This is a genomic window from Flavobacterium sp. (assembly GCF_049318185.1).
In the GTDB taxonomy this organism is placed as follows: Bacteria; Bacteroidota; Bacteroidia; order Flavobacteriales; family Flavobacteriaceae; genus Flavobacterium.
In genome coordinates this window covers 1-16794 of sequence record NZ_JBMOGV010000049.1, presented here as the reverse complement: position 1 = coordinate 16794, position 16794 = coordinate 1, and the positions used below count along the sequence as shown (strand labels likewise).

14 protein-coding genes are annotated in these 16794 nt (G+C 32.2%); 9 read left to right on the top strand and 5 right to left on the bottom strand.

From position 1 onward, the window contains the following. The 4 genes from ACOYLT_RS06265 to miaB all read right to left on the bottom strand — a co-directional run. Positions 1–777, bottom strand: a 777-nt coding sequence (locus ACOYLT_RS06265; RefSeq protein ID WP_422853007.1) for a tetratricopeptide repeat protein, incomplete at its 3' end; no start/stop codon positions are given. A gap of 7 nt (positions 778–784) precedes the next feature. Further along, positions 785–1288 (bottom strand): LptE family protein, encoded by a 504-nt coding sequence (locus ACOYLT_RS06260; RefSeq protein WP_422853006.1) that lies wholly within the window; start codon positions 1286–1288, stop codon positions 785–787. Positions 1289–1348: 60 nt separating this feature from the next. After that, positions 1349–2611, bottom strand: coding sequence for a sigma-54 interaction domain-containing protein (locus ACOYLT_RS06255; RefSeq protein WP_422853005.1), 1263 nt, complete (start codon positions 2609–2611; stop codon positions 1349–1351). Between the two features lie 105 nt (positions 2612–2716). Further along, the gene (gene miaB / locus ACOYLT_RS06250; RefSeq protein WP_422853004.1) at positions 2717–4165 is read right to left on the bottom strand and encodes a tRNA (N6-isopentenyl adenosine(37)-C2)-methylthiotransferase MiaB; all 1449 of its coding nucleotides are present in this window, start codon (positions 4163–4165) and stop codon (positions 2717–2719) included. A 166-nt stretch (positions 4166–4331) separates the two neighbouring features. Between miaB and topA the strand changes: the two genes are divergently transcribed. The 8 genes from topA to ACOYLT_RS06210 all read left to right on the top strand — a co-directional run bounded on the left by topA (position 4332) and on the right by ACOYLT_RS06210 (position 15109). After that, a complete protein-coding gene (gene topA, locus ACOYLT_RS06245; protein WP_422853003.1) occupies positions 4332–6833 on the top strand; it encodes a type I DNA topoisomerase in 2502 nt (833 codons plus the stop codon). A gap of 3 nt (positions 6834–6836) precedes the next feature. Next, positions 6837–7988 (top strand): formimidoylglutamase, encoded by a 1152-nt coding sequence (locus ACOYLT_RS06240; RefSeq protein WP_422853002.1) that lies wholly within the window; start codon positions 6837–6839, stop codon positions 7986–7988. Positions 7989–8255: 267 nt separating this feature from the next. Beyond that, a complete protein-coding gene (gldK, locus tag ACOYLT_RS06235; RefSeq protein ID WP_422853001.1) occupies positions 8256–9677 on the top strand; it encodes a gliding motility lipoprotein GldK in 1422 nt (473 codons plus the stop codon). Between the two features lie 50 nt (positions 9678–9727). Continuing rightward, on the top strand, positions 9728–10360 hold the full coding sequence (gldL, locus tag ACOYLT_RS06230) for a gliding motility protein GldL (protein ID WP_422853000.1): 633 nt from the start codon (positions 9728–9730) through the stop codon (positions 10358–10360). A gap of 51 nt (positions 10361–10411) precedes the next feature. Then, entirely contained in the window at positions 10412–11947 is a 1536-nt protein-coding gene (gene gldM / locus ACOYLT_RS06225) for a gliding motility protein GldM (protein ID WP_422852999.1), read from the top strand. A gap of 52 nt (positions 11948–11999) precedes the next feature. Next, positions 12000–12938, top strand: a complete 939-nt coding sequence (gldN, locus tag ACOYLT_RS06220) for a gliding motility protein GldN (protein ID WP_422852998.1) — start codon at positions 12000–12002, stop codon at positions 12936–12938. A gap of 109 nt (positions 12939–13047) precedes the next feature. Continuing rightward, complete coding sequence (locus ACOYLT_RS06215) at positions 13048–14028, top strand: retroviral-like aspartic protease family protein (protein ID WP_422852997.1); 981 nt, start codon at positions 13048–13050, stop codon at positions 14026–14028. Positions 14029–14065: 37 nt separating this feature from the next. Next, positions 14066–15109 carry an NAD(P)/FAD-dependent oxidoreductase gene (locus ACOYLT_RS06210; RefSeq protein WP_422852996.1) on the top strand — a complete coding sequence of 348 codons (1044 nt, stop codon included), beginning with the start codon at positions 14066–14068 and terminating at the stop codon, positions 15107–15109. Here the strand turns inward: ACOYLT_RS06210 and ACOYLT_RS06205 are convergent. Further along, positions 15099–15482, bottom strand: a complete 384-nt coding sequence (locus tag ACOYLT_RS06205) for a DUF983 domain-containing protein (RefSeq protein WP_422852995.1) — start codon at positions 15480–15482, stop codon at positions 15099–15101. The two genes, ACOYLT_RS06210 and ACOYLT_RS06205, sit on opposite strands and share 11 nt — an antisense overlap. Before the next feature lie 101 nt (positions 15483–15583). Here ACOYLT_RS06205 and ACOYLT_RS06200 point away from each other — a divergent pair. Then, a partial coding sequence (locus ACOYLT_RS06200; RefSeq protein ID WP_422852994.1) for an ABC-F family ATP-binding cassette domain-containing protein occupies positions 15584–16794 on the top strand: 1211 nt, incomplete at its 3' end.

The following is a 16794-nucleotide window of genomic DNA, read 5'->3' as shown; positions in this document are numbered from 1 at the left end:
TGCAAAGAAACTACTTTTTTCTGGATATTTCAAAATTAATATTTCATATGCTTGAATAGCTTTTGAATATTTTTTTTGTTCTAAATACACTCTTGCTAATGTTTCAGTCATTAAATAAGTTGTGTCTTCTGCAATGTTTTCAATTACTGGAACTGAGGCATCTTTGGTAATTGGAGTAATTTTAGGATTATTTTTTATAAATTCATCAATCAAATCTAATTTTTTCTTTTTATTGTCATCAATTGGATTCGTTTTTATGAAGTCTTTTTCTCTAACAATTGGTTTTAATCTTGACAACTGAAGCCATTCTTGAAAAGAGTGTTTTTCATCCTTAGAAAATTCTAATGGTTTCCCTATTTCTAACTTTTGCTCCGCTTTTTCTTCCTCAGTTGTTGCTTCTTTAATAGAGATTAAGATAGATTGTTCTAAAGGATCAATAGTTGGTTCTTTTAGAGCTACTATTATTTCTTCATCGTCTATAACATTCATATTCATTAGTTCTTCCAATTTCTTTTCATACAATCCTTTTTGAACAGAAACAAAAGAATCTGAAGTGATAAAATCAAATAAAATACTTCTATCAGTAGTGTAAGCTGCAGAAACTTTTAGCGCATAGTTATATTGAAAACTATCTTGATTGTAAAGATGTTTTAATTTCATAACTCGAGCACTCTGAAAATAAGGGAAAGTGGTTAAGACATTGTCTAATGTCTCTGCATATCTATCATTGATAGCTTCGGGTTTGTTTAATAAATATGTATAATCAGTTAAATTCATTTATGAGTTACCATTTTGCTAATGATTCATTGAAAACATCTTGCGTTATACGCTCAAAAATTTCGTCTATATATCCATTTAGTGTTGCTCCAGTGGGCAATTCAACCCCATCATAATCTCTGAAAAATGAAAATCGTTTTTCAAAATTATCTGCTTCCTTGTTTTTATTGCTAAAACGAACATTCACTGAAATAGTTAACCTTGATTGCGCTGCTTTTTGATCAGCAGTTGCTGTCATTGGGGTTATTCTATAATCAACAATTTCTCCTTCATATAATAAATCTCCTTTAGAAATGGTCAGATTTAAATTGGTTTGATTCTGTATGATTTCTTGTAATTTTAAAGTTAAATTTCTTTCAATTCCTGGCTCAATCAATTCAGAATTATTTTGAAAATAATTTACCTGAAAAGTTTTGGCATCAATATTTCCTGTTCCAGTAAAATTATAATGACCACAACCAATAAAGTTAAAAGCAATTAGAATAAGTAAAATGTATTTTAGATTTTTCATAGAGAATTCAAAGATATATTTTTCAAATTATTAATTAATCATTTTTAATTAACAATTGATTTACAAATCAAACTGTTTAATTTTTCGATACAATGTTCTTTCAGATATTCCTAATTCATCTGCAGCAGCCTTTCGTTTGCCTTTGTGACGTTCTAAAGATTTCTTGATAAGTTCTATTTCTATTTGTTCCAATTTCAAGACTTCCTCTTCTTCTACAGTTTCAGCATCTAAATAATTGTGTTCATCTTCGTCGTCAAATTCCTCTTGTTCTAATTGATTTTTTGCAGGAATAACATTTATTCCTGATTCTTCTTCAAAAGAAATTTCATTTTCAGTGGCCGTTGAGCCATATACTTTATGAATTAAACTTGGATTAATATCTTGAACTTTTGAACCATTCTTCATTAATTCCATAGTCAATTTTTTTAAATCATTTAAATCACTTTTCATATCAAAAAGCACTTTATATAAAATGTCTCTCTCAGTTGAAAAATCACTATCTGATTTTTTTCCGCTAATAACAGAAGGCAAACTACTGCCTTCAACAGGTAAATAAGATTGTAAAGTTACTAATGTAATATCTCTGTTAGTTTCTAAAACCGATATCTGCTCTGCTACATTTCGTAACTGACGAATATTGCCACTCCAGCGGTATTTTTGTAAAAAATGTATAGCATTTTCATTCAGTTTTATAGGTGGCATTTTATATTTATGAGCAAAATCGGCAGCAAATTTTCTAAATAATAAATGGATATCCTCTTTTCTGTTACGTAGCGGTGGAATAGGAATATCGACTGTACTCAAACGATAATATAAATCTTCTCTGAATTTTCCTTTTTCTATCGCGTCAAATAAATTTACATTGGTTGCCGCTACAATTCTAACATTTGTTTTTTGGACTTGAGACGAACCCACTTTGATAAATTCACCATTTTCTAGAACACGCAATAAACGTACTTGTGTTGTTAATGGCAATTCACCCACTTCATCTAAAAAAATGGTTCCACCATCTGCTACTTCGAAATAACCTTCTCTTGTGTTGGTTGCACCAGTAAAAGCACCTTTCTCGTGACCAAAAAGTTCACTATCAATTGTGCCTTCTGGGATGGCACCGCAGTTTATAGCAATGTATTTTCCGTGTTTTCTATGCGAAAGCGAATGAATAATTCTTGGAATACTTTCTTTTCCAACACCACTTTCTCCAACAACCAAAACAGAAATATCGGTTGGCGCAACCTGAATGGCTTTTTCTATAGCACGATTTAGTTTTGGGTCATTCCCAATTATTTCAAATCGTTGTTTTATACTTTGAACTGATTCCATTTTATGCTGAATTTATTTCAGTATTTTTTACTAATTCATAATTAATCACTAATCTTAAAATTATCAATTATCAATTATCAATTATCTCTTATCCATTATCAATTGTTAATTCATTTGGCTATACCCAACAGCTTCCCCAATCAAAGTTGCCGTTGTACAATCATTCACTTTTACCATTACAAAATCTCCAACTTTATAATTTTCTTTTGGAAAAACGGTCACTACATTTTCAGAGTTTCTTCCGCTCCAATGTTGATTGGATTTCTTCGATTCTTTTTCAATTAAAATTTCAACTGTTTTATCTAAGAATCGTTTGGTTCTTTTCTCACTTAAGATTTGTTGCAAATCAACAATCTCTTGCAAACGTCTTTTCTTCACTTCTTCTGGCACATCATCTTCCATTTTTCTCGCGGCCAATGTTCCTGGACGTTCTGAATACGAAAACATATAGCCAAAATCATATTCCACATATTCCATCAAACTCAAGGTGTCTTGATGATCTTCTTCAGTTTCTGATGGAAAACCTGCAATCATATCTTGCGATATAGAACAATCAGGGATTATTCTTTTTATTTTATCTATCAAAGCCATATATTCTTCACGAGTGTGCTGGCGATTCATTTCTTTTAATATACGTGTGCTTCCACTTTGCACTGGTAAGTGAATGTAATTACAAACATTATCATATTTAGCAATCACATGCAACACTTCTTCATGCATATCCTGCGGATTGGAAGTCGAAAAACGAAAGCGCATTTTTGGGAAAGCAATTGCACATTGTTCCAATAATTGAGCAAAATCAGTAGCAGTTGCCTTTTGTATTTCGGTAGCTTTTACAAAATCTTTCTTCAATCCGCCACCATACCAAAGGTAACTATCTACGTTTTGTCCTAAAAGACAAACTTCCTTAAATCCTCTATCCCACAAATCTTTGATTTCTTCCAAAATACTTTGAGGTTCACGACTTCGTTCTCTTCCACGGGTAAAAGGCACCACACAAAACGTACACATATTGTCACAACCACGAGTGATGGATACAAATGCATTTACACCATTACTATTCAATCGAACAGGTGCAATATCGCCATAAGTTTCATCTTTAGATAAAATCACGTTGATGGCATCTCTACCTTCTTCTACTTCTTTCAATAAATTCGGTAAATCTTTGTAGGCATCAGGACCAACAACCATATCAACGATTTTTTCTTGCTCCAAAAACTGGTCTTTCAATCGTTCCGCCATACAGCCCAAAACCCCAACTTTCATACCCGGATTTATACTTCGTTTCACCGCATTGTATTTCTCCAAACGCTTTCTCACCGTCATTTCTGCCTTGTCGCGAATAGAACATGTATTAACCAAAACCAAATCGGCTTCTTCCAAATTTTGTGTCGTGTTATAACCTTGCTCCGTCAAGATAGAAGCTACAATCTCGCTGTCCGAAAAATTCATCGCGCAACCATAACTTTCAATAAAAAGCTTTTTAGTATTGCCTTCTTTATTTTCTAAAACAAGCGATGTACCTTGTTTTTTCTCATCAATTTCTTTTTCCATAAAATATTCTTCGCTAAATCGGACAGCAAAGATAATACTAAATTATAAAATATGACAAGATGGCAGAAGAGGTTTAACAAAACGTTAGTTAAAAAACTTTAAATTTTCTCCATAAAATCATTTTTTAAAAAAAACGTTTACTTTTGCCCACACAAACAATCGGGATATGGCAAAGAATTTAGTTATCGTGGAGTCACCTGCAAAGGCAAAAACAATCGAAAAATTTCTAGGTAATGATTATCAGGTTGAGTCAAGCTATGGGCACATTGCCGACTTGCCTTCCAAAGAAATAGGAGTAGATGTATTAAACGGTTTCAAACCTAAATACGAAGTTTCTGCCGATAAAAAAGCATTGGTAACCAAGCTAAAAGGATTAGCCAAAAATGCCGATATGGTTTGGTTAGCTTCCGATGAAGACCGTGAAGGAGAAGCCATTTCCTGGCACTTAGCGGAAGAATTAAAATTAGACAAAAGCAAAACCAAACGAATAGTTTTTCACGAAATTACCAAAAACGCCATCCTAAAAGCCATCGATAATCCTCGCGAAATTGATTATAACTTAGTCAATGCGCAACAAGCTCGAAGAGTATTAGACAGATTAGTAGGCTATGAACTGTCGCCAGTTTTATGGAAAAAAGTAAAAGGCGGATTGTCTGCCGGTCGTGTGCAATCAGTTTCAGTGCGCTTAATTGTTGAAAGAGAAAGAGAAATACAAGATTTCAAACCAGTAGCATCTTATTCAGTCACTGCAGAATTTACTAATGAAGGAGGAAAAGTGGTAAAAGCCAAATTGCCAAAAAATTTTGTTACCAAAAAAGAAGCCGAAGATTTTCTAAATAAAAACATCGGTTCTACCTATAAAGTAGCCGATTTAGAAACTAAACCTACTAAGAAAACACCAGCAGCGCCTTTTACAACTTCCACATTGCAACAGGAAGCGGCGCGTAAGTTATACTTACCCGTAGGAATCACAATGCAAATTGCACAACGATTATACGAAGCTGGTCTTATTACTTACATGAGAACGGACAGTGTAAACCTTTCCAAAGAAGCATCGGAAGCAGCACAAGCAGAAATTATAAAATCGTACGGTCAGGAATATTCGAAACCAAGAACATTTGCTAATAAAAGCAAAGGCGCACAAGAAGCCCACGAAGCCATTCGTCCAACGGATATGTCGCGTCACACGGTAAATGTCGAAAGAGACCAAGCACGTTTATATGATTTGATTTGGAAAAGAACTTTGGCTTCCCAAATGAGCGATGCAGAGTTAGAAAGAACTAACGTTAAGATTGAAGCCAATAATCATTCCGAAATTTTCCAAGCTACTGGAGAAGTTATCAAGTTTGAAGGTTTCCTAAAAGTATATTTAGAAGGAAACGATGACGATGATGAAGAACAAGAAGGTATGTTGCCTGCAATGAAAGCCAACGAAAAGTTGCTCAATTACACTATTACCGCTACCGAAAGATATACACGTGCAGCTTCAAGATATACCGAAGCTTCTTTGGTAAAAAAATTAGAAGAATTAGGCATTGGTCGTCCTTCTACCTATGCCCCAACAATTTCTACCATTATTGCTAGAACCTATGTGGAAAAAGGAAATTTGGAAGGTATAGAAAGAAAATATGTACAGCTTACACTTCAAGCGAATAAAGTTGACGAAAAGATTTTAAAAGAAAACACAGGTTCAGATAAAGGAAAATTAGTACCAACGGATATTGGAACCATAGTGAATGATTTTTTGGTAAAAAACTTTTCGGCCATCTTAGATTATAATTTCACCGCCAAAGTAGAACAAGACTTTGACGAAATAGCTGAAGGAAATATCGATTGGGCAAAAATGATGCAGGATTTCTATAATAAATTCCATCCAAATGTTGTTGAAGTACAAGACAACGCCGAGAGAGAAAGCGGTGAGCGAATATTGGGGAAAGATCCAAAAACAGGAAAACAAGTTTTAGTTCGTTTAGGAAAATTTGGTCCAGTAGCACAAATTGGTGAAGCCGATGACGATGAGAAGCAATTTGCAAGTTTAAGACAAGAACAGAACATAAGTAACATTACCTTGGAAGAAGCGTTGAATTTATTTTTGTTGCCAAAAAATTTAGGAGAATACAAAGGAGAAGAAGTGGAAGTAAGCAATGGTCGATTTGGTCCGTATGTTCGTTTTGGAAAACAATTTATTTCGTTACCAAAAGGAGAAGATCCACTGGATGTAACAATGGACAGAGCACAAGAATTGATAAATGAAAAAACAAAAGCCGATGCCCCAATCGCTATATACAAAGGAGAGGGAGTGCAAAAAGGAACTGGAAGGTTTGGTCCTTTTATCAAATGGAATGGAATTTTCATCAATGTTTCTAAAAAATACAATTTTGATAATCTTTCACAAGCTGATGTAGCGGAATTGATTGAAGATAAATTACAAAAAAACATTGATAAGGTAATTCATAATTGGGAAGAAGAAGGAATTTTGGTTCAAAAAGCACGTTGGGGAAGATCAGAAATTACCAAAGGGAAAATCAAAATCGAATTGAGTAAAGATATTGATGCTTCAAAATTGACTTTAGAAGAAATAAAAGAAATGATTGCAAAGAAAACACCCGAGAAAAAAACAGCATCCAAGAAAGCGCCAGCTAAAAAAGCACCATCTAAAAAGAAATAAACTATGGAATTTGATTTTTTGTCACCTGTAAACGACGAAATTATTCAATATATAAAAGGACTTTCCTCTCAGCATTTGGGAAGTAAAGTAGCTTTCCACACTGATAAAGACTTCCCTGATACCGATAAAATAAAAATTGCCATCATAGGAGTTCCAGAAAACCGTGGTAATGTTAAATCTTTTGAAAAAATTGATTTAAATTTTGTTCGAAAAGAGTTTTATTCTTTATTTCCTGGAAATTGGCAAAGTTCTATTGCTGATTTAGGAGATATATTACCAGGAAATTCATTGGAAGATACTTTTTTTGCGATTCAGAAAGTAACTTCTAAATTAATTCGTAATGGAATTATTCCTATAGTAATTGGAGGAAGTCAAGATTTAACATATCCTTTATACAGAGCATATGATACAATGGAACAAATGGTAAATTTGGTTGCCATAGATAGTAAATTTGATTTTGGAAAACAAGAAGAAGGTATTACTTCAAATTCCTATTTGTCCAGAATAATTTTAGATGAACCAAACAACCTTTTTAATTTTAGTAACATAGGTTATCAAACTTATTATAATTCACAAGAGGAAATTGATTTAATAGAAAAATTATATTTTGATGCTTACAGATTAGGTGAGATTTCAAACAATATTTTGTTGTCAGAACCAGTATTTAGAGATGCAGATATTGTTAGTTTAGATTTAAATGCTGTAAAGTCTTCAGATTCAGCAAATTTGATAAAATTTACTCCAAATGGTTTTGATGGAAAAGAAATTTGTGTTTTGTCTAGATATGCTGGAATAAGTGATAAAGTAAGCTCTTTAGGAATTTTTAATCATAATAGTAGTGAACAAGAGTCAGTACTTATTGCTCAAATTATTTGGTATTTCATCGAAGGGATTAATTATCGTTCTAATGAATATCCATTTGGCACAAGAGAAAATTATTTAAAGTATATAGTTCCATTGGAAACTGAAGATTTGGTCTTCTACAAGAGTAATAAAACAGACAGATGGTGGATAGAAATAAATTTTTTTGCGGGTCAACATAATAAATTAAAAAAAAATACGTTATTACCTTGTTCGCATGATGAATATCTGATGGCTTGTAATCAGGAAATACCAGAAAGATGGTGGAAAGCACAAAGGAAAAACAGTATTTAAAACAATAATTACAAATAAAGAAACTAACTATTAATCAACAAAAGACACAAACTATTTACATAAGCTATAAAAAATAGCTTTTGAGGTATTAAAAGTTTGGTTTGTTATAAACATCTTTAAAATAATATTTTAATACTATTTTTGAAATACAAATTAATATCTTTTGAAGATATATTATAAAAATTAATAATATTTTATTGTTTTTTTGAAAAATAATAAATAGGTTTACGCCCTAAAAAATAAAGTATTCAAATAACCCCAATTTATATGAAGAAGTTCATTGCATTTGCATCATTTTTAGCTTTGTTAACAAGCTGCGGAGGATCTAGCGACAAAGGAGAGTTAGTAGGAGTGAAAGGAAAAAAATGGCATCCAGAGAAACCCTTTGGAATGACTTTGGTTCCTGGCGGAGCATTCATTATGGGTAAATCAGACGATGATTTAGCAAATATTCAAGATGCGCCTACAAAAACTGTCACAGTTAGATCGTTCTACATGGATGAAACCGAAATCACAAATAGCGAGTACCGTGAGTTTGTTGAATGGGTAAAAGATTCTACTATAAGAGTACGCTTAGCTATTCTTGCTGATGAAGTTGGTCAAACTGCTGGTTCATCAGGAAAAGCAGGAAAAGGTAAAACAGCTGGAAGTGTTGGAGATTTTGCTTTTGATGATAAAGATCCAACTAAAATGACTCCATACGATAAATACATGTACGAGAATTATTACAGTGTTGGAACTGATGATGATGCTTATGCGGGAAGAAGATTAAATAGAAAAGTAAAATTAATTAAAGACACTGGTAAATATCCTGACGAATATTATACAGAAGTAATGGATAGTATGTATTTGCCAGTTGCTGAGTCTTATAATGGTTTAAGAACAACAGATGTAAAAAAATTAAAGTTTAGATACTCTTGGATGGATATTCAAGCAGCAGCAAAAGCTAAAGTTGGAAAAAGAAGTTCATTTATAAGAACAGAACAACAGGAAGTATATCCTGATACAACAGTATGGATTAAGGATTTTGCCTATTCATATAACGAACCTATGCACAACGATTATTTTTGGCACCAAGCCTATGGAGATTATCCTGTAGTGGGTGTGTCTTGGAAACAAGCAAAAGCTTTTTGCGCTTGGAGAACTTTGAAGAAAAACGCATTCATTAAATCTAAGAAGAAAAAAAATAGAACAGATTTGATTAATTCATTTAGATTGCCTACAGAGGCCGAATGGGAATATGCAGCAAGAGGTGGACTAGAGTCTGCTACATACCCTTGGGGTGGTCCTTATGCCAAAAGCGATAGGGGTTGTTTCCTTGCTAACTTTAAACCAAATAGAGGGGATTATGCAGCTGATAGTTTTTTATATACTGTAGAAGCTAAATCATTCGAACCAAATGGTTACAATTTATATAATATGGCTGGTAATGTATCTGAGTGGACAGATTCTTCTTATGATCCTGCAGCTTATGAATATGTGTCAACTATGAATCCTACTGTACAAAATACAAATAACATGCGTAAAGTTGTTAGAGGCGGTTCATGGAAAGATGTTGCTTATTTCTTGCAAGTTGGGACCAGAGATTTTGAATATGCTGATACAGCTCGAAGCTATATAGGTTTCAGAACTGTTCAGGATTATATGGGAACTCAAGTTACTAAAAACGGAAAAGCACCTAGAAAATAATTTTAAACTAAATCAATTATATTTAACTAAAACAAACTAAAATTTTTATTATGGCATTATTAAGCAAAAAAACAATGAATTTCGCTTACGGTATGGGAGCGGCGGTTGTAATTATCGGAGCATTATTTAAAATACAACACTGGACTGGAGCAAGTTTGATGCTTATTATTGGACTTTCTGTTGAAGCCTTAATTTTCGGTTTATCAGCTTTTGACCCTGTGGATAAAGAGTTAGATTGGTCATTGGTTTATCCAGAATTAGCTGGAGGAGAAGCAAAAGAAAAAGGTAAAAAAGAAGATGCTAAAGATGCGCAAGGTATATTATCTCAAAAATTAGATGCCATGTTGAAAGAAGCTAAAATTGATGGTCAATTAATGGAAAGCTTAGGAAATAGTATTAAAAACTTTGAAGGTGCTGCAAAAGCAATATTTCCAACCGTAGATTCAATCGCTGGTCAAAAGAAATATGCTGAAGAAATGGCAAAAGCAGCAACTCAATTAGAAACTTTAAATGGTTTATACCAAGTGCAATTGCAAAGTGCTGAAAGAAACGCTAAAATCAATGATGAAGTTGCTGAAAACAACTTAAAATTAAAAGATCAAATGCAGTCTTTAACATCAAACTTATCTACATTGAATAATGTATATGGTGGAATGCTTTCTGCAATGAACAATAAAGGATAATTAGTTTTTGAACTATATTTTTATTAACAAAACAATAACTAATTAGAAAAAATGGCAGGAGGAAAACTAACCCCTAGACAGAAGATGATTAACCTTATGTATTTGGTATTCATCGCAATGTTGGCATTAAATATGTCCAAAGAAGTATTAACGGCTTTTGGATTAATGAATGAAAAATTTGAAGGAGTAAATAAATTCTCTGAAGAGTATAATACTAGTCTCTTAGGTACTCTTGAACAAAAAGCGGAGGATGATCCAACACGTTTTAAAGGTCCTTTAGATAAAGCAAATCAAGTTAAAGAAATTTCAAAACAGTTATATGATTATTTAGGTAATTTAAAAACTGATGTTTCTAAAGAATTTGACAGAGAAGAAAACGGAAAATTACCTTACGAAGCTATGGACAAAGGTGGTTACATCGATGAAAATTGGTTTGAAGGTGATAAATATTCGGCTAAAGGAAATGAAATAATTTCAAAGATTGAAAAATATAAAAAAGAGGTTATAGCCGTTTTTGGTAATGATGTGAAATATCAAATCATCGTTAATAAAATCAATGAAAAATTTAATTTAGGAAATGTAAAAGACAAAGAAGGTGTTTCTAAAAAATATTTGTCATACCACTTTGAAGGATTTCCTGCTATAGCATCTATTGCAAAAATAACAAGTATGCAAAATGATGTTCAAGCTACCGAGCAAGATATTTATAATGCATTAATTGGAAACACTATTGCTCAAGCAGCTTCTTTAAAGAATTTCCAAGCAATGGTTATTTTAGAGAAAAACGTATTCTTTGAAGGCGAAACAGTTAAAGGTAGAGTAGTATTAGGTAAATACGATTCTAACACAGTGCCAACTAGTTTCTCTGGTCCTGGTAAAATTGAAAACGGTCAAGCGGTTATATCTATGACGGCTGGTGGTGTTGGTGAAAAAACCATCAACGGTACTTTTTCATTCATGGAAGATGGAAAACCAGTGCCTTTAAAATTTGAAGGTAAATATGTTGTGGTTCCTCGACCTAATTCAGCTAATATATCTGCTGATAAAATGAATGTTGTTTATAGAGGTTTACCTAACCCAATGACGATTTCATTTGCAGGAATTCCTGAAAACGATGTTACTGCTTCTGCTCCTGGACTTTCTCCACTTGGAAAAGGAAAATACAATTTAAACCCACAAACTGGTACTGAAGTTATAGTCACAGCAACAGGTAAAATGGCAGACGGTAAATCGGTTTCTGATAAAAAAGTATTTAGAATTAAAAATGTGCCTGATCCTTTAGGTTCAATAGGTGGATCCGCAGGAAGTCAAAAAGGTGCAAAATCTCGTTTAGAAGTTTCAACTATATCTGCAAAATTAGATGGTTTTTTATATGATTTAAATTATGTAGTTACTCAGTTCAATTTTAAAGTTCCAGGACAAGCATCTGTAGTAGTTAGTGGTAATAAAGTAGATGGAAGATGTAAATCTGCATTAGCAAGAGCAAAATCGGGTGATGTTGTAATTATATCCGATATTAAAACTAAAGTTGTTGGTGCAAATATTCCACCTCAAACTGCTGCTCCTGTCTTTTACGAAATACAATAAAAATTTATTTTTTGTTGTTATAGACTTAATTAGAAAACTTAGATAATATATTATGAAATTTAAAGCCTTTTTATTAGTTGTTATTGGAATAGCATCAAGTTTTGCAACTAATGCTCAATCCAATCTATTGAATGCCAAAACTCCAGATGAGATTGGCAAAAAAACACCCGCACAATTAATTTCAGATAATGATAAACCATTACCTTATGGTTATGTTCATGATAGAGATGTTTTGATGGGTAAAACAGTTTGGGAGTTTATTGATCTTGATGAAAGAATTAATTTCCCTCTATATTTTCCAATAGATACAAATTTTGTTGGTAAAGAGAGAAGATCTCTTTTTCAAGTTTTATTAAACAACATTAAATCTGGAAAAATTACTGAGGTTTATGTTGATGATTATTTTAATACAAAAAAAACATTAAAAGATCTTGAAACAGTTTTTAAATATACTGATACTATAGCCGCAGGTAGAGAAGAGTATAAAAATTTTTATGAAGATTATAATTCTGGAAAAAAAGTTTTGTCAGATGAATATATAAATGTTACATATTTAACAGCTAAAGATGTAACTGGATATAAAATAAAAGGTTTTTGGTATTTTGATAAACGTCAAAGTGAATTAAAATATAGATTGCTTGCTATTTGTCCTATGGCTCTTGAAGCTAAAGATCTTTCTCCTAAATCAGATCCTTCCGCAAGTAATGTAGAATTAATACCTATTGAATTGTTTTGGGTTTATTTTCCTTCTATAAGAGATGTTTTACAAGAGGCTAAGGCATTTAATGATAAGAATTCTGCAATGCCAATTACATTTGATCAACTTTTAAATTCTCGTCGTTTTAATGGTGTCATTTATAAAGAAGAAAATGTTTACGGGGATAGAGAAATTCAAGATTATATGAAAGACAATGCCCAAATGCAGTTGTTGGAATCCGAAAGGGTTAAAGATAAGATTCGTAGTTTTGAGTCTGATATGTGGAATTACTAAATTTCATTATTACTTATAAAAAAACCTTTTAAACTTAATTGTTTAAAAGGTTTTTTTATTTCTATTACTTTAACATACATTTGTAGTAATATGAATCTAAATATTAAACATGAAAATATTTTTATATCTAATTTGCTTTTTTTACTCAACTCTCGTTTTTTCCCAATGTATTGTTGGAAATTGTGAAAATGGAGAGGGAACATATATATTCGAGGATAAAACTAAGATTATAGGATACTGGAAGGACAATAAAGCAACAGGTAATTGTCAAATTTTTTATACAGATGGTAGTTCTTACAATGGTGAAATGAAAGAAAATCAACTTTATGGAGTTGGTAAATTAATAACCAAAGACAATGTTATTTATGAAGGTTTTTTTATTAATGGTTTTTTAAATGGTAAAGGGAAAAGGTCAGATCCAGATGGATACACATTAGAAGGCAATTTCATAAATGATACTTTAACAGGAGTTGGAAGTATTAAATATTCTAGTGGTTCTTTGTATAAAGGTGAAATATTAAATTTTTTGAGAAATGGTAAGGGAATTTATCAAGAGTTAAATGGAGATACTTTTGAAGGTAACTTTAAAGGCAATAAAATTCATGGCGAAGGAATTTGGAAATATGCAAAAGGGGGTACTTTAAAAGGGACCTGGTTTGAAGGAAAATTTATTTCAGGGCCAAAATTAAACGGTAAAAACGAAAATATTTTAAACTTGATACCTACATCCGGTGGGGTTTATGAGGTGAATGTTACTTTTAACAAAGTTTTAAAAATTGATATGATTCTTGATACTGGAGCATCTGAAGTTTTTTTAACTCCAGATATTGTTTTAACATTATTTAAAGCTAAAACCATTAGTGAAGAAGACATATTAGAAGGGGGCTATTTTATGGACGCAAGTGGCAATGTTAATAAAAGTGTTCGATTTAATATGAAAGAAATAAAATTAGGTAATGTAACTCTGGAAAATGTAAACTGCGGAATCAATACTAAAATAGATGGCGTTAACCTTTTTGGACTAAGTGCATTAAAAAAACTGAAAAGTATAAAATTTAATTTTACAAATAATACTTTGGAAATAGAATAATTATATAAATTATATAATATTTTCTTTATAAAATAATATGTTAGATTATATAATCGTTGGTTCGGGATTGGCAGGTATTGCCTTTGCAGAAACTCTTTTGCAAAATAAAAAATCATTTGTGATTTTTGATAATCATTCTCAAAACTCTACAAGAATTGCAGGCGGTTTGTATAATCCTGTTATTTTGAAACGTTTTAGTGAAGTTTGGAATGCTGAGCAACAACTTCAAATTGCAGATGATTTTTATAAAAAAATAGAAGAAAAACTTAGCTTACAAGTAGATTTTAAGTTACCCATTTATAGAAAGTTCTTTTCTGTGGAGGAACAAAACAATTGGTTTATGGCTTCTGATAAACGTAATTTGGCTCCTTTTCTTTCCATAACTATTATACAAAAGAAATATTCTTCGATTGATTCTCCTTTTGGTTATGGAGAAGTGCTTCATACAGGTTTTGTAGATACGGTTGTTTTACTTGAAAAATATCAAGAGTATTTACAAGAAATGAATTTGTTTGCTGAAAGCACTTTTGATTATGATCAATTGCAGATTTTTAATGACAATATCACCTATCAAAATATAAAGGCTAAACACATTGTCTTTGCTGAAGGCTTTGGCATGCATGCTAATCCGTTTTTTAATTATTTGCCACTTGATGGGACTAAAGGTGAATTATTCATCATTAAAGCTCCTGAATTGAATATTGATGTTATTGTGAATACCAGTGTTTTTATTTTGCCATTGGGCAATCATCTTTTTAAAGTGGGTGCTACATATAATTGGGCCGATAAAACGAATACAACAACCGAAGAAGGAAAGCAAGAACTTACAGATAGATTGCGAGAAATTTTAACTTGTGACTTTGAAATTATTGAGCATTTTGCAGGAGTTCGACCTACGGTTAAAGACAGACGGCCGCTTCTTGGCACTCATCCTTTACATAAAAACCTTCTTATTCTTAATGGTCTAGGCACTCGGGGTGTTATGCTTGCACCTGCTATGGCAATTGATTTATATCATTTTATAGAAAATGGAAAACCTCTGGATAGAACAATAGATATTAAGAGATATGCTATTTCTTAACCAAATCTTTATCAAAATGAACAAAAATATTAATGTAAATATTTCTGGCTAATCTAGCGGTTAAAGGCATTAGGGCAACTAGTGCCATAATAATAGCTATAAAAGATTGCAATAAACTTAATCCGATAAACACTTTTGAAATAATAAATGCAGCTACTCCAATGGCTACTGTTAATCCATAACTGACATACATGGCACCATAAAAAAAGGAAGGTTCAATTTTATAGTGCAATCCACAGTGTAAGCATTCTTCATGCATGTTGTAGATATTTTTCAAATTATATGGATTTTGGTTCACATACATGCTTTCTTCTTGGCATCGTGGACAACTTCCTGTTAAAATACTATTTAGTTTGGATCCTTTTTTTAACATTTGCAAAAATTTTAACTTTTGTTCTTTTGGGTCTTATGACTTAAGTTGTACAAAGGTACTTTATAGAATTCTTTTACATGTAACTTTTGTAACAAAACATTATGTTAAATATACACAATTTGTCGGTTTCGTTTGGTGGTACGTATCTTTTTGAAGAGGTAACTTTTCGATTGGGTTCTGGAGATAGAGTAGGACTGGTAGGGAAAAATGGCGCAGGAAAATCGACAATGCTGAAGATTTTAGCTGGAGATTTTAAACCCGATAGCGGTCAAATTGCTACAGAGAAAGAGGTTAGGATGGGTTTTCTTCGACAAGATATTGATTTTGAACAAGGCAGAACGGTACTTGAAGAAGCATATGAAGCTTTTACGGATATAAAAGTTGTAGAAAAAAAGTTAGAAAAAATCAACCATCTATTAGTCACTAGAACCGATTATGAAAGTGACGATTATGCACAAATTATTGAAGATTTATCAGATTTCACGCATCGTTTTGAATTGCTTGGAGGTTATAATTACGTTGGTGATACAGAGAAAATTCTTTTAGGGTTAGGTTTTAAAAGAGAAGATTTTGAGAACCAAACCGATACTTTTTCTGGTGGGTGGAGAATGCGTATTGAGTTGGCCAAGTTGTTGTTGCAATCTAACGACATTTTGCTGCTAGATGAGCCAACCAATCACTTGGATATAGAAAGTATCATTTGGCTAGAAGGTTTCCTGAGAAATTTTCCAGGGGTGGTAGTAATTGTGTCTCACGATAAAATGTTTTTGGATAATGTGACCAACAGAACTATTGAAATTTCATTGGGGAAAGCCTATGATTTTAATAAACCTTATTCACAATATTTAGTGTTGCGCGAAGAAATTCGTGAAAAGCAATTGGCAACCCAAAAAAATCAGGCAAAGAAAATTGAAGAGACAGAAAAGTTAATCGAAAAATTTAGAGCAAAAGCTTCTAAAGCATCGATGGCGCAATCATTAATTAAAAAATTAGATAAAGTTGAACGCATAGAAGTAGATGAGGATGACAACTCTGTGATGAATATTTCTTTTCCTGTTTCTCAAACACCTGGAAGAGTTGTTATTGAGGCAGAGGATGTAACTAAAGCATACGGTGATAAAACAATTTTAAAAGATATTTCACTTTTAGTAGAACGCGGCAGTAAGATTGCTTTTGTGGGACAAAATGGTCAAGGAAAATCAACGCTTATCAAAGCCATCGTGAACGAATTTAAATACCAAGGTTCCATAAAATTAGGACACAATGTGCAGTTAGGTTATTTTGCCCAAAACCAAGCCGAATATTTGGATGG

What these genes read in the sequence shown, in the direction of transcription:
- ACOYLT_RS06205 (WP_422852995.1), bottom strand. Translation starts at nt 15,482, where the DNA reads ATGTTAAAAAAAGGATCCAAACTAAATAGTATTTTAACAGGAAGTTGT.
- gldN (WP_422852998.1), top strand. Translation starts at nt 12,000, where the DNA reads ATGAAATTTAAAGCCTTTTTATTAGTTGTTATTGGAATAGCATCAAGT.
- ACOYLT_RS06215 (WP_422852997.1), top strand. Translation starts at nt 13,048, where the DNA reads ATGAAAATATTTTTATATCTAATTTGCTTTTTTTACTCAACTCTCGTT.
- gldL (WP_422853000.1), top strand. Translation starts at nt 9,728, where the DNA reads ATGGCATTATTAAGCAAAAAAACAATGAATTTCGCTTACGGTATGGGA.
- ACOYLT_RS06255 (WP_422853005.1), bottom strand. Translation starts at nt 2,611, where the DNA reads ATGGAATCAGTTCAAAGTATAAAACAACGATTTGAAATAATTGGGAAT.
- ACOYLT_RS06240 (WP_422853002.1), top strand. Translation starts at nt 6,837, where the DNA reads ATGGAATTTGATTTTTTGTCACCTGTAAACGACGAAATTATTCAATAT.
- topA (WP_422853003.1), top strand. Translation starts at nt 4,332, where the DNA reads ATGGCAAAGAATTTAGTTATCGTGGAGTCACCTGCAAAGGCAAAAACA.
- miaB (WP_422853004.1), bottom strand. Translation starts at nt 4,165, where the DNA reads ATGGAAAAAGAAATTGATGAGAAAAAACAAGGTACATCGCTTGTTTTA.
- gldK (WP_422853001.1), top strand. Translation starts at nt 8,256, where the DNA reads ATGAAGAAGTTCATTGCATTTGCATCATTTTTAGCTTTGTTAACAAGC.
- gldM (WP_422852999.1), top strand. Translation starts at nt 10,412, where the DNA reads ATGGCAGGAGGAAAACTAACCCCTAGACAGAAGATGATTAACCTTATG.
- ACOYLT_RS06260 (WP_422853006.1), bottom strand. Translation starts at nt 1,288, where the DNA reads ATGAAAAATCTAAAATACATTTTACTTATTCTAATTGCTTTTAACTTT.
- ACOYLT_RS06210 (WP_422852996.1), top strand. Translation starts at nt 14,066, where the DNA reads ATGTTAGATTATATAATCGTTGGTTCGGGATTGGCAGGTATTGCCTTT.